The sequence below is a fragment of the Streptomyces sp. NPDC048002 genome, from assembly GCF_040653275.1.
Classification (GTDB): Bacteria; Actinomycetota; Actinomycetes; order Streptomycetales; family Streptomycetaceae; genus Streptomyces.
Genome location: NZ_JBEZNL010000019.1, coordinates 1 through 11,300, shown reverse-complemented (window position 1 = coordinate 11,300; position 11,300 = coordinate 1). Strand labels below are relative to the sequence as shown.

At 69.8% G+C, this 11,300-nt stretch carries 14 protein-coding genes and 1 pseudogene; 11 read left to right on the top strand and 4 right to left on the bottom strand.

Going from position 1 to position 11,300, the window contains the following annotated elements; translation table 11 throughout:
• Positions 1-16 precede the first annotated feature (16 nt).
• On the bottom strand, positions 17-1,216 hold the full coding sequence (locus tag AB0E07_RS22850; protein ID WP_362255034.1) for an RNA-guided endonuclease TnpB family protein: 1,200 nt from the start codon (positions 1,214-1,216) through the stop codon (positions 17-19).
• A 179-nt stretch (positions 1,217-1,395) separates the two neighbouring features.
• On the opposite strand from AB0E07_RS22850, the gene AB0E07_RS22845 reads away from it, so the two are divergent.
• Positions 1,396-2,127: a hypothetical protein gene (locus AB0E07_RS22845; protein ID WP_362255031.1), complete on the top strand. Its 732-nt coding sequence runs from the start codon at positions 1,396-1,398 to the stop codon at positions 2,125-2,127.
• 145 nt (positions 2,128-2,272) lie between these two features.
• A complete protein-coding gene (locus AB0E07_RS22840; RefSeq protein ID WP_362255028.1) occupies positions 2,273-2,680 on the top strand; it encodes a hypothetical protein in 408 nt (135 codons plus the stop codon).
• Positions 2,681-2,744: 64 nt separating this feature from the next.
• Here AB0E07_RS22840 and AB0E07_RS22835 read toward each other — a convergent pair whose 3' ends face one another.
• Entirely contained in the window at positions 2,745-3,698 is a 954-nt protein-coding gene (locus AB0E07_RS22835) for an SRPBCC family protein (RefSeq protein WP_362255025.1), read from the bottom strand.
• Between the two features lie 3 nt (positions 3,699-3,701).
• Positions 3,702-4,550: a histone protein gene (locus tag AB0E07_RS22830; protein WP_362255022.1), complete on the bottom strand. Its 849-nt coding sequence runs from the start codon at positions 4,548-4,550 to the stop codon at positions 3,702-3,704.
• Positions 4,551-4,697: 147 nt separating this feature from the next.
• Between AB0E07_RS22830 and AB0E07_RS22825 the strand changes: the two genes are divergently transcribed.
• The 8 genes from AB0E07_RS22825 to AB0E07_RS22790 are packed head-to-tail and all read left to right on the top strand — an operon-like array spanning position 4,698 to position 8,414.
• A complete protein-coding gene (locus AB0E07_RS22825) occupies positions 4,698-4,997 on the top strand; it encodes a gas vesicle protein (RefSeq protein WP_362255019.1) in 300 nt (99 codons plus the stop codon).
• Positions 4,998-5,029: 32 nt separating this feature from the next.
• Positions 5,030-5,500 (top strand): gas vesicle structural protein GvpA, encoded by a 471-nt coding sequence (locus AB0E07_RS22820; protein WP_362255017.1) that lies wholly within the window; start codon positions 5,030-5,032, stop codon positions 5,498-5,500.
• Positions 5,501-5,502: 2 nt separating this feature from the next.
• Positions 5,503-6,216, top strand: a complete 714-nt coding sequence (locus AB0E07_RS22815; protein ID WP_362255014.1) for a GvpL/GvpF family gas vesicle protein — start codon at positions 5,503-5,505, stop codon at positions 6,214-6,216.
• 12 nt (positions 6,217-6,228) lie between these two features.
• A complete protein-coding gene (locus tag AB0E07_RS22810; protein ID WP_362255011.1) occupies positions 6,229-6,483 on the top strand; it encodes a gas vesicle protein GvpG in 255 nt (84 codons plus the stop codon).
• A gap of 21 nt (positions 6,484-6,504) precedes the next feature.
• Positions 6,505-6,936, top strand: a complete 432-nt coding sequence (locus AB0E07_RS22805) for a gas vesicle protein (protein ID WP_362255008.1) — start codon at positions 6,505-6,507, stop codon at positions 6,934-6,936.
• On the top strand, positions 6,929-7,768 hold the full coding sequence (locus AB0E07_RS22800; RefSeq protein ID WP_362255006.1) for a GvpL/GvpF family gas vesicle protein: 840 nt from the start codon (positions 6,929-6,931) through the stop codon (positions 7,766-7,768). Before AB0E07_RS22805 ends, AB0E07_RS22800 begins: the two co-directional genes overlap by 8 nt.
• A complete protein-coding gene (gene gvpJ / locus AB0E07_RS22795) occupies positions 7,765-7,998 on the top strand; it encodes a gas vesicle protein GvpJ (protein ID WP_362255003.1) in 234 nt (77 codons plus the stop codon). The genes AB0E07_RS22800 and gvpJ overlap by 4 nt, the downstream gene beginning before the upstream one ends.
• Positions 7,995-8,414, top strand: coding sequence for a gas vesicle protein K (locus AB0E07_RS22790; protein ID WP_362255001.1), 420 nt, complete (start codon positions 7,995-7,997; stop codon positions 8,412-8,414). The genes gvpJ and AB0E07_RS22790 overlap by 4 nt, the downstream gene beginning before the upstream one ends.
• A gap of 40 nt (positions 8,415-8,454) precedes the next feature.
• On the opposite strand, the gene AB0E07_RS22785 is transcribed toward AB0E07_RS22790, so the two are convergent.
• Positions 8,455-9,792, bottom strand: a complete 1,338-nt coding sequence (locus tag AB0E07_RS22785; RefSeq protein WP_362254998.1) for a ferredoxin reductase family protein — start codon at positions 9,790-9,792, stop codon at positions 8,455-8,457.
• Between the two features lie 286 nt (positions 9,793-10,078).
• Here AB0E07_RS22785 and AB0E07_RS22780 point away from each other — a divergent pair.
• Positions 10,079-11,083: pseudogene (locus AB0E07_RS22780) on the top strand (DUF4139 domain-containing protein); the annotation flags it as partial.
• Positions 11,084-11,300 lie beyond the last annotated feature (217 nt).

Genomic DNA, 11,300 nt, shown 5'->3' with positions numbered 1-11,300 from the left:
TGAAGAAGGGGGATTCCTACGGCTCGCGCTGTAGGTGTTTCTGCTTCATCGCCGACTGCCCGCCCGGAGTTTTCCGTTGAGGTCTTACACCGGCTCCACAGACCGACGCCGTCAGCCCGACGGCCAGAATGTTCTTTGCCGCGTTCACGTCCCGGTCGTGGGTCGTCCCGCAGCCGTCACACGTCCACGTGCGGACGTTCAGCGGCAGCTTGTCCCGCAGGGCGCCGCAGCCGGAGCACAGCCGGGAGGAGGGGAACCAGCGGTCGACCGCGATCACGTCGCGCCCGTACCAGCCGGCCTTGTACTCCAGCAGGCACCGGAAATCCGACCAGGCCGCGTCGCTGATGGCGCGGGCCAGTCTTCTGTTCTTCACCATGTTCCGGACGGTGAGGTCCTCGATCACGATCGTTTGATTCTCACGAACGAGCCGAGTGGTGAGCTTGTGCAGACGGTCACGCCTACGGTCGCTGATACGGGCGTAGATCTTGGCCACCTTCCGGCGTGCCTTGGCCCGGTTCGCTCCGTCGCCCTGCGCTTTGCGGGCGAGCTGCCGCTGGGCCTTCGCGAGACGGGCGCGGTCACGCCGCTCGTGCCGGGGATTGGAGACCTTCTCTCCGGTCGAGAGGGTCAGCAGGTGGTCGAGGCCGACGTCGATACCGACGGCAGCATCCGCAGCCGGAAGTGGCTGGACGGAGGGGTCCTCGCACAGCAGGGACACGAACCACCGTCCGGCCGCATCCTGCGACACCGTCACCGTGGACGGCGACGCGCCCTCCGGAAGCGGACGGGACCACACGATGTCCAGCGGCTCCACCATCTTCGCCAGGGTCAGCCTGCCGTCCCGGAAGCGGAACGCGCTGGTGGTGTACTCCGCCGACTTCCGCGACCTCTTCCGCGACTTGAAGCGCGGGTACTTCGCATGCTTACCGAAGAAGTTCGCGAACGCCGCCTGAAGGTGCCGCAGAGCTTGCTGGAGAGGGACGGCAGAGACGCCGTTGAGGTAGGCAAGTTCCTCGGTCTTCTTCCAGGCCGTCAGCATCGCCGACGTCTGGTTGTAGTTCACCCGCTCCTGCCGCGCCCACGCCTCCGTGCGCGCCGCGAGGGCGAGGTTGTAGACCTTCCGCACACATCCGAACGTGCGCGACAGCTCAACTGCCTGCGCATCGGACGGATAGAAGCGGTACTTGAACGCCCGCTTCACGTGGCTGGTCGTCACGGTTCACACGTTAACCCAACTGTTTGTGGCAGCGCAGGCAGTTGGGGTGAACGCCGATCCGCCCTGGCGGCGAACCGGCTTTCCCCGCCCTGCTCCGCAGGAGCTACGTCTCTCCCCCGCAAGCGGGAGGTACCCCCACCCCCAGCCGAAACCTGGGGTATCCACGAAGGAGAGACCCGATGACCGACCGCACGCCCCCTTCGGGCGACACCCCGGAACCGACAAAGGTCCTCGGACCCGCCGGCGTCTCCCCGGACGTCCCCGCGGACCAGGAGCCCCCGCGGCCGGAAGCGGACGCCGAATACAGTGCGACCGTCCTCGGCAGCCACTGGATCCAGCGCCCCGAGCCGGACGAGACAATCGTCGACGACGATCCCGCCCCCGACGCCCGGACCCCGCCGCAGCCCGACCGCGTCGAAGGCACGCTTCTCCGCTTCGGACCCGGCGTCACCGCCGCCGTCGCACACCGCACGCACACCACGCTGCCCGCGATGACCGCGCGCCCGGCGCCTCCCCCGCCTCGACGGTGGCGAAGACACGCCCTGCCCGTCGTGGTCCTGCTCTGCGTCCTCGCGTTCCTCGCCTGGCAGCGGCTCGGTCCGCCCGTCGAGGTGCGCACGGTCGCGGTCACGGCCCGGCCGACCACCCTGGGCTGCGACGGCACGGCGGACGTCGTGGCGGTGGTCGCGACGAACGGCCGTCCCGGCACCCTCTCCTACCGCTGGACCAGAAGCGACGGCACCTCCTCCGGCGTCCTGCGCGAAGTGCTGGTCCGAGGCCAGGAGGAGGCGCGCCTGCACCTCAAGTGGACGTTCCAGGGCGAGGGACAGCGCATGGCACGGGCCGAGCTGCAACTCCTCACGCCGGCGCGGCAGACGGCATCGGCGCAGTTCACGTACGACTGCTCCTGAGCCTTCGCAGGAAGCCGCGGCGGCAGGCGTGCTCACACTTGGCACACAATCCGAAAGACGGAAGTCACAGAATCGACACTTCCGCTACATCAACACCGCGAGCAGCGCAATGATGCCCCTCCGTAACCGTCTCCCGAGGGGGATCATGCGCACCCGCACCGCCGCCATAGCCACCACCGCGCTAGCCTGCGCGCTCACCGCCTGCTCCAGCAGCACCGAACAGCCGAGTTCCCAGCCCGAAGCCACCAAGAGCGAGGTCTCCCAGCAGGAGAAGGACGAGGCCCTCGCCGAAGCCGGCATTCCGCCCGAGCCGACCGGCGCGGACCGCCAGGCACTCCTCGACGCCCTCGCCGCCGCCTACCCGGACGTCGTGGAGCACGAGGACGAGGCCATCAGCGCCGCACGCAACCAGTGCTCCGCCATCAACGGCGGGGCGGGGATGCTCGACTACCTCGCCGCGCAGCGCTTCACCTACAAGGACGTGATCACGACGGAGGAACAGGCCGCGGAGATCAACGAGGCGCTGAAGTCCTCGGGCTTCTGCAAGATCTGACCCCGTCGTTCGCGTCGGCCGGGGCACGACCTGCCCCGGCCGACGCGACGTCGGCCGGCGCCCTTCACTCCTCTTCTTCCTCGCCCTCTTCTTCCTCGTACTCGTACTCGCCCTCGTCGTCTTCGGGGTACTCGCCCTCCGGGGCCTCTTCCTCGTCCTCCTCGGGCTCCTCGGGCTCCTCGTCCCCGTACTCCCCCTCTTCCTCCTCCATGGCCTCCTCATGGGTGCGCACCACCTCGCCGTCGCGAATCTCACCGCGCCAACCGTCGGGAGTCTCGTCGGAGAGGGTGGCGTAGCGCTGGAAGTGCTTGGCGTCGAGCCGCAGTCGGCGTCCCTGGGCGCGCCAGAGATTTCCGGTCTTCTCGAAGAACCCCGAGGGGTAGTACTCGACGACGAGGACGATGCGCGTGAGATTGGGAGTCAGTTCATGGAAGCTGACGCATCCCCGGGTGCTTCCCTTCGCACCCTCCGAGGTCCACACGATGCGCTCGTCCGGAACCTGTTCCTGGACCGTGGCCTTCCAGGAACGGGTGGACGGTCCCACCTTCACCTTCCAGTCGGTGCTCGTCTCGTCCTCCTGGGACACACTGCGCACGCCCTTGGTGAAGGAGCTGAACTCCTCGAATCTGGTCCAGTGGTCGTAGGCGACGCGGACGGGGACTCCGACGTCCAGGTGCTCGATGATGACCGTCGCCTTCGAGGAGCCGGACTTCTTGCCCTTGCCGCCGCCGAACAGGTTCGACACCTTCTCGGTCGCACTGTCCTTGATGCTCTTCGCTTTCTCCCCGATCAGGGATTTCAGCGGAGAGTCCCCCTGGAGCACGCGGGCGCCGACCTTCGGCAGTACTCCCCCGTTGTCCGCCACGTCCGTCAACTGGTCAGTGAGGTCGTCGACTTTGTCGCCCGCCGCGTCAGCGAGGCGCTCCACCTGTGCGCCGAGGTAGTCGACGAGTTCCTCGCGCAACCGGTCAAGGCCGGAGGGTTCATCCCGCCCAGTCTGCTGTGCCGTCCTGGCCATGGCCTACCTCCGCCGCGTGGACGCCCGCTTGGCCGTCGTCTTCCTCGGAGCGGTCTTCTTGGGAGCGGTCTTCTTCGCCGCGGTCTTCTTTGCCGGGGTCCGTTTGGCGGGCGCCGACTTCTTCGCCGCGGTCTTCTTCGCGGCCGTCTTCTTCGCCGGGGCCCTCTTGGCGGGTGCGGACTTCTTCGCCGCCGTCTTTTTCGCCGGACTCCGCTTGGCGGGCGCCGACTTCTTCGCGGCCGTCTTCTTCGCCGGGGCCCTCTTGGCAGGCGCGGACTTCTTCGCCGCCGTCTTCCTCGCGGGGCGCGCCTTCTTGGCGGTCCGGCGGCGGGGCGGTTCAGCCGCTTCCTCTTCCTCCGGCTCCTCTTCCTCCGGCTCCTCCTCTTCAAACTCCTCCTCCAACTCTGCTTCTTCCGGTTCCTCCTCCGGCTCTTCCTCCTCCGGCTCCTCCTGTCCGCCCTCCGCTTCCTCGTCCTCGTCCTCGTACTCGTCTTCCTCGTCCGGCTCGTACTCTTCCCCTTCGGCGCCCTCCTCCTTCTCGCTGCCGACGCGAGCGGTCCGTTCGTGCAGGACGTCGGCGAGGTCGGCGAGCTTGCGGTCGGCCGCGGCCACCAGAGCCTTCCGGCCGGCGTCCTTGAACTCCCCGCGCACCTGCTCGGTGAGGTCGGCGACCTGCGGAACGTCCTGAAGCCTGCGCAACCCCTCGGCAAGCAGTTGCTGGGGCTCAAGACCGAAACGGCGGCCTGCGAGGTACGTGGCCAGACCGAAGGCGAGTCTGCCCTTCTTGGTCCGGCCGAGGACGTAGCCGCCGGCGACCGCAGCGGCGAGAGCGACCTTCGTCGAATCGTTCATCGATCATTCCCTCCGGCGAGCCGTTCCGCGGCCGCTCGGCGGCGCGCGGCCACCAACGGCCCGTCGCGGCACAATTTCAAGATGTATATGGTGAAATAGTACATTCGAGTGATAGTGAGGCGCCGCCCCGGCGACGGAGTTGGGAAGATGCCCGCGTCAGACAAGAACAGCTCCCACAAGCCGGCGAAGCGCTCGGCGGCCTGGGCCATGCGCTCGGCGGCGGGGCAGCTGGAGGAACTGCTCGGACGCACCCCCGAATCGGTTTCGGCAATCAAACCGACTGATGACGGGTGGGAAGCGGATGTCGAGGTACTCGAACTCCAGCGCATCCCGGAGACCACCAGCGTGCTCGGTACGTATCACGTGACGCTGAGTGCGAGGGGTGAACTGTTGGCGTACGAACGGACTCGTCGCTACACGCGCGGCCAGATCGACCGGCGCCATTGACATGCACCCAGGGGTGCGTGAAGGGAGGCGCCATGACTGTGGTGCCACAGGGCGGAGGCGGTGTCTCGCGCTCCGGCACGAGCAGCCTGTACGACGTCCTCGACCTGATTCTCGACCGCGGCCTCGTCATCGACGTCTTCGTGCGTGTGTCCCTGGTCGGTATCGAGATCCTCAAGATCGACATTCGTATCGTCGTGGCCAGCGTGGACACGTATCTCCGCTTCGCCGAGGCGTGCAACCGCCTCGACCTGGAATCGGGCAGCAAGCAGCCCAGCCAGCTGACGGATCTCGTCGGCGAGATCACCGAGAGCGGGGCCGCCGGGAAGACCAGCGGGGCGCTGGCCGGCGCGGCCGAGACCGTCAAGGACGCCCTGACCGGCGGTGACGACGACGAAGAGGAGGAGTACGAGGAGACGGAGGACGAGGAGGAACCCGAGTACGAGGAGGAGCCGCGACAGCGGCGGCGTCGGCCGGCCAGGGCTTCCCGGCGGGCCAGGGAGTGACCATGGCCGTCTACGTGTACTCCATTACCTTGAAGGACCATCCGCTCGGGCTGGACGGCGTCCTCGGTGTCGGTGACCCTCCCGGCGCCCTGCGCACGGTGACCGCCGGCGTACTGTCCGCCGTCATCAGTGACGCGCCCGAGGGCCTGCGCGCCAAACGACGGGATGTCCTGGCCCACCAGGAGGTCCAGGAGCGACTGATGTCCGACGGTGCCGTGCTGCCGCTCCGCTTCGGCATGACGGCCGAGAGCGAGGACGACGTCTGCGCGGTGCTGGAGGAGAGAGCGGGGGAATACCAGGAGCGGCTGCGGAGCCTGGAGAACTCCACCGAGTACAACCTGAAGTGTTCGTGGGAGGAGGAGTCCCTGCTGCGCCGCATCCTTCTCGAGTCCGACGAGGCCCGCGAACTCAACACCGCCATCCGTGACGGCGCCGGCACCCCTGACATGTCGCTCGCTCTCGGCGAACTGGTCGCCCGGGAGAGCGAGATGCGTCAACAGGCGTTGGCCAACGGCATCGTCGAGGCGATGCGCCCTCACGTGCGGGACAGTTGCCCCTCACCGCCGGGCGGCAGCGACTTCCTGAACGTCTCCTTCCTGGTCCACGCCGATCAGGAGGAGATGTTCCTGGCCACCGAGATCAGTCTGGCCAACCAGCTGGGCGAGGAGTGCGAGCTCCGGCTGCGCGGGCCGCTCCCTCCGTACAGCTTCGTGTGAGGGGTACGGCTCATGGGTCTGCTGACGCAACTCCTGACCTTTCCGCTGGCGCCCGTACGGGGTGTGAACTGGGTCGTCGACCAGGTCCTCGACGCCGCCGAGCGGGAGTACTACGACCCCGCGCCGGTCGAGCGCGAACTGGCTGAACTGGAGAAGGCGTTGCTCGAAGGACGCCTCGACCAGGCGGAGTTCGACGAGCGGGAGGACGAACTCCTCGATCGTCTGGAAGAGATCGCGGCCTACCGGCGGGGCGACCCCGCTCCCTGAGCTGGAACCGAGGTGTTTGCGGTGTCGGATGCACCGGCCAACCGGCTGAGCGCGTATCCCTCCCGGGCGGCGTCCCCGTACGGCTACGAACACGGTTCCACCGCGAACTTGGCCGACATCCTGGAGCGAGTCCTGGACAAGGGCATCGTCATCGCCGGGGACATCCGCATCAACCTGCTCGACATCGAGTTGCTCACCGTGAAGCTGCGGCTCATCGTCGCCTCCGTCGACAAGGCCAAGGAGATGGGCATCGACTGGTGGGAGCACGATCCGTCCCTGTCATCGCGTGCCGACGACCGCGCGCTGACCGCGGAGAACAGACGACTCAGAGCGGAGATCGAAGCGCTTCGGAACGGGCGCTCGGACTCTCCCGACGCGCCGGGGCCGACGGCCGGACGTGGGCGGGCCGCGCGGTCCACCGGCAGCAGCAGGAACAGGACCACCGATGACTGACGAGGTCTCCTACGCCTACGCCGTGGTCCGCACCGGCCCGGGTCTCACCTCGGCGCTGGAGGGTGTCGAGGGGGTGGCCGGGGCCGCCGTCCGGCTGGTGGTCGACGACCGCTCCCCGGGTTCGCCCGCGGCCACGGTCAGTTCGGTTCCCGCCGAGGATTTCCGGGAGAGCGCTCTGCGACGCCGGCTGGAGGACCTGGACTGGCTGGAGTCCGTCGCCCGCGCCCACCACACCGTGATCGAGGTCCTGTCCCGGCACACGACCGTGTTGCCGCTACGACTCGCCACCGTGTACCTGGACGACCGGCGGGTGGAGGCGATGCTGCGCCAGGAGGCGGACGACCTGTCGGCCGCCCTGGCCCGGCTGGCCGGGCACCTCGAATGGGGCGTGAAGATCTACGTGGAGCCTCAGCGGGACGCGGAGGGCGACGGGGCGCCGACGGCGGCCGGTACGGCGGACGGGCTGAGTCCGGGCCGCGCGTATCTGCGGGCCCGCCGCGCGCAACGGCACTCGCGCGAGGAGCTCTACCGGGCCGCCCGACAGGCCGCCGAACGCGTCGAGGCGATCGGTGCCGTGATGGCGGCCGGCCACGCCCGGCACCGGGCTCAGCAGGGGCAGCTCGCGGTCGGGACCGGCGAGAACGTCGTCAATGACGCCTACCTGCTGCCGAACGGCACGGCGGCGGAATTCCGTGCGCGCGTCCTCGAAGCCGTCGAGGGCCTGCCGGGCGTCCGCATCGACGTCACCGGCCCCTGGGCCCCCTACTCGTTCGCGGCGACGTCCGCGGCGCCGGCCGGCCCCCGGTCCCCGGCGACGGACCCGACGTCATGAGCGACATCCGACCGCAGCCCGGGAACGAGCCGCTCGCGCAGCGCCAGGTGGCCCTCGTGGACCTGCTCGACCGTCTGCTCAGCGGAGGTGTCGTGGTCGCGGGAGACGTCGTCCTGTCGATCGCCGACATCGACCTGGTCCGCGTCTCCCTGCGAGCCCTGATCGTGTCCGTCAGCGCCCAGAACCCCTCGCCGTGGACGCCGTCCGCGCCGCCTGGGGATCCACCATGACGGGGGCGGCCGACGGCGGGCGTCCCGGACGGCCGGACCGCCTGGCCGAGATCGCCGGCGCGGCCGACCTGGCCTTCCGGCTGCTGCCCGCCGTACCGAGCGACTCCCGCGCGTCCGGGCCACCGCAACCCGCCCGCCGGATCCGGACCGACCCCGACACGGTCGAGCGTGACCTGGTCAGGCTGGTCCTCACCCTGGTCGAACTGCTGCGGCAGCTCATGGAGCGTCAGGCGCTGCACCGGGTCGACCAGGGTGACCTCACCGAGGAACAGGAGGAGCGGCTCGGCTCCACCCTGATGATCCTGCACGACCGGATGGCCGAACTGTGCGACGACTACGGCCTGACCATGGAGGACCTCAACCTGGACCTCGGCCCGCTCGGAACGCTTCTCCCACCGGCGGAGGGCGGCGACTGAGGCCGATCCCCCTGGCGCCCCGCACCGATCGGTGACGCGGTCAGGCCAGGCCGAACCGCTCCGAGTGCACCTGCCGTGCGGGGACCCGCAGTTCGCGCAGTGAGGCCAGCACCGTCTCCGTCATGGCCGGCGGACCGCAGACGTACACGTCCCGGTCGGCGATGTCGGGGACCAGGTGGTGCAGGGCGCCCGGACCCAGCGGCGGGGCGGCGGCGTCGCCGGTCCGGCCGGTGAGCAGGTGCAGCCGTCCGCCGCGCCGGGCGACCAGGTCGCGCACCTCGTGGAGCAGGACGGCGTCGGCCTCGCTGCGCACCCGGTACACCACGACGACGTCGCCGCCGGTCTGTTCCTCCAGCATGGCCCGCACGGGGGTGATGCCGACGCCCCCGGCGACCAGCAGGACTCCGGGGCGGGTGCGGTGCAGCGCGGTGAAGGCGCCGTAGGGGCCCTCGACGAAGGCGCGGCTGCCGATCGGGACGTTCCGGAGTCCGGCGCTGGTGTCGCCGACCGCCTTCGCCGTCAGGCGCAGGCCCTGCGGGCCCGGTGCCGCCGAGAGGGAGAAGGGGTTCGCCGTCCACCAGTTGTTGTGGCCGGGGAAGCGCCAGATGCAGAACTGGCCCGCGCGGGCCGGGAACTTGTCGAGGTGGCGGCCGGTGACGTACACGGAGACGACGTTGAGGGACTCCGGCACCACGGCCGTGACACGGAAGCCGTGGTAGGCGTTGCGCCAGACGGGCAGGACGACGCGTCCCGCGAGCAGCGCGCCGAACGCGAACAGCCAGAGGAACCACCAGTAGGCGGTGGCGAACCCCGAGGAGGCGAAGGTCGTCGTCTCCTCCAACTGGTGGACGAACGCCAGTCCCAGGGCCACGTAGAGCAGCAGGTGCAGGCCGTGCCAGACCTCGTAGCGCAGACGACGGCGCAGGGGGCGGGTGGAAATCGTGCCGATCACCACGATGAGCGCGGCGGCGAGCATGCCGAGCAGGGAGGCGGTGACACCGCTCAGGGCGACGAACGTCTTCGCCATGGTGGTGTCGTCGAGCGTGGCGAAGCCGAGGACCACCAGGGTGGCGTGGGTGAGGATCGTCCACAGCAGGAGGAAGCCGTTCCAGCGGTGCCAGACCGTGAGCCGGTCCATCCCGATGCGCCGGTCCAGCCACGGCAGCCGGGCCACCAGCAGTAGTTGGAACATGATCAGCAGCGCCGCCTGGAGTCCGAAGAACTTGGCGACGGTGAGCACACTGTTCTTGCCCTCGCCCGCGCTGAGGAACAGCGACTCCACGACGATCACATTGGCGAGGACGAAGGCCCACATCACCCAACGTGCCGCGTCCACCGGAACCACCGTGCTCGTCCGCACCGTGCCGCTCGCCGCCATAATGGCTCTCCCCCGATCCTCCCGGCCGCACGCAGCGCGCACGGACCCTGTGCACAAAACCCATGAAGATCGAGGAATTCGTCCGAATACACACCTCGATCGCGTAAGGATACGGCCGGTGGGCCCCGTTCGTTCATCCCGGAACCGCCCCATCTGACCGCGGGTCGGAGCGTTCACCGGAGCGGGTCGCGCGGGCACGCGCCCGCGGGTTGCGCGGGGGACGCTTTCGGCCAACGCCGTGGGCGCTAGGCTTCGCCCGGTACGGACATGACGGGGGGCTGAACGTATGAATTCCGAGGAGACACCACGCTGGACCTCGGTTCTTGACGGGGTCGTGGTGTACGCGCAGGGCGCGATGTGCACCCGGCTGGCGCACGGCACCGTACCGGCGCGGGGACGGGTCCGGGTCGCTGGACTGCCCCGGTCGATGGACCCGGGTTCCCTGCGGGCCCGCGTGGTCGGCGAGACCGGTGTACGCGTCACCGAGGTGCGGGTGGAGGTGGACGCCGAACCCTCGGCCACCGGTTCCTCCGACGCCACGCGCGAGGAGGTGGAGCGGCTGCGCGACGCGCACGACGCGGTACAGGGCCGCCGCGACCGGATGCTCGCCCGGATCAAGGAGGTCGCGGAGCTGCGTCCGGTGCCCCCGCCGCGCAAGCGGGACGACCCGCACCGCCGCACTCCGGCCGACGCGTGGCTGACGCTCGGGGATTTCGTCGACGAACGGCTGACGGTGCTGCACGGCCGTCTCACCGTGCTGGAGGCGGAGCTGCGCCAGGCCGAGCACGAACTGACCGTCGCCGCGGACCGGTTGGCCCGCAGCTCGACCGACACCCCCGCCGCGCACGTCGAGACCACGGTGTGCGCCGTGCTGACGCTCGACGGTTCGGGTGAGGTCGAACTGGAGCTGGAGTACGGGGTTCCCGGCGCCGTCTGGGTTCCGGCGTACCGGCTCGCCTACCGGCAGAGCGCCGACTCGGGCGGTCTCGTCCTGCGGGCCTCGGTCGCCCAGCGCACCGGTGAGGACTGGACCGGGGTGCGGATCGCGCTGGCCACCGCCGATCTGCGGCGCCGCACCGATCTGCCGAAGCTGCGCTCGCTGCGGATCGGCCGCCGCCAGCCCGTCCCCGCGCCGTCCGGGTGGCGGGAGCCCCCGGCCGGCCTCGCCGACCTGTTCACGGGGTACGACTCGGTCGGCCCGCGGCCCCGCACGTCCGCCGGCGGGGCGGCGCCGATTCCCGCGGCCGTCGGCGCGGCGCCGCCGGTTCCCCCGCCTGTCCCGATGCCCCCGGTGGCACCCTCGTACAGCGGCGCGCCGCCACGCCCCGCGGAACCGGGCGGTCTGCCGCCGCACCCGGAGTCCGTGGACCGCGCGATGCCCGCCTTCGGCGCGCCGCTGAACGAGGGTGAGATCGGAAAAGCACACGACTGAACTCCAGACACAATCCATGAAATCGAGTAAGCACTATACAGCTTGAAAACTCGGGGCGGGGGGGGGGGGTGGGGGT

Excerpts from the sequence above, each read along its gene's own strand:
- AB0E07_RS22845 (WP_362255031.1), top strand. The coding sequence starts at position 1,396 with ATGACCGACCGCACGCCCCCTTCGGGCGACACCCCGGAACCGACAAAG.
- AB0E07_RS22840 (WP_362255028.1), top strand. The coding sequence starts at position 2,273 with ATGCGCACCCGCACCGCCGCCATAGCCACCACCGCGCTAGCCTGCGCG.
- AB0E07_RS22835 (WP_362255025.1), bottom strand. The coding sequence starts at position 3,698 with ATGGCCAGGACGGCACAGCAGACTGGGCGGGATGAACCCTCCGGCCTT.
- AB0E07_RS22830 (WP_362255022.1), bottom strand. The coding sequence starts at position 4,550 with ATGAACGATTCGACGAAGGTCGCTCTCGCCGCTGCGGTCGCCGGCGGC.
- AB0E07_RS22825 (WP_362255019.1), top strand. The coding sequence starts at position 4,698 with ATGCCCGCGTCAGACAAGAACAGCTCCCACAAGCCGGCGAAGCGCTCG.
- AB0E07_RS22820 (WP_362255017.1), top strand. The coding sequence starts at position 5,030 with ATGACTGTGGTGCCACAGGGCGGAGGCGGTGTCTCGCGCTCCGGCACG.
- AB0E07_RS22815 (WP_362255014.1), top strand. The coding sequence starts at position 5,503 with ATGGCCGTCTACGTGTACTCCATTACCTTGAAGGACCATCCGCTCGGG.
- AB0E07_RS22810 (WP_362255011.1), top strand. The coding sequence starts at position 6,229 with ATGGGTCTGCTGACGCAACTCCTGACCTTTCCGCTGGCGCCCGTACGG.
- AB0E07_RS22800 (WP_362255006.1), top strand. The coding sequence starts at position 6,929 with ATGACTGACGAGGTCTCCTACGCCTACGCCGTGGTCCGCACCGGCCCG.
- gvpJ (WP_362255003.1), top strand. The coding sequence starts at position 7,765 with ATGAGCGACATCCGACCGCAGCCCGGGAACGAGCCGCTCGCGCAGCGC.
- AB0E07_RS22790 (WP_362255001.1), top strand. The coding sequence starts at position 7,995 with ATGACGGGGGCGGCCGACGGCGGGCGTCCCGGACGGCCGGACCGCCTG.
- AB0E07_RS22785 (WP_362254998.1), bottom strand. The coding sequence starts at position 9,792 with ATGGCGGCGAGCGGCACGGTGCGGACGAGCACGGTGGTTCCGGTGGAC.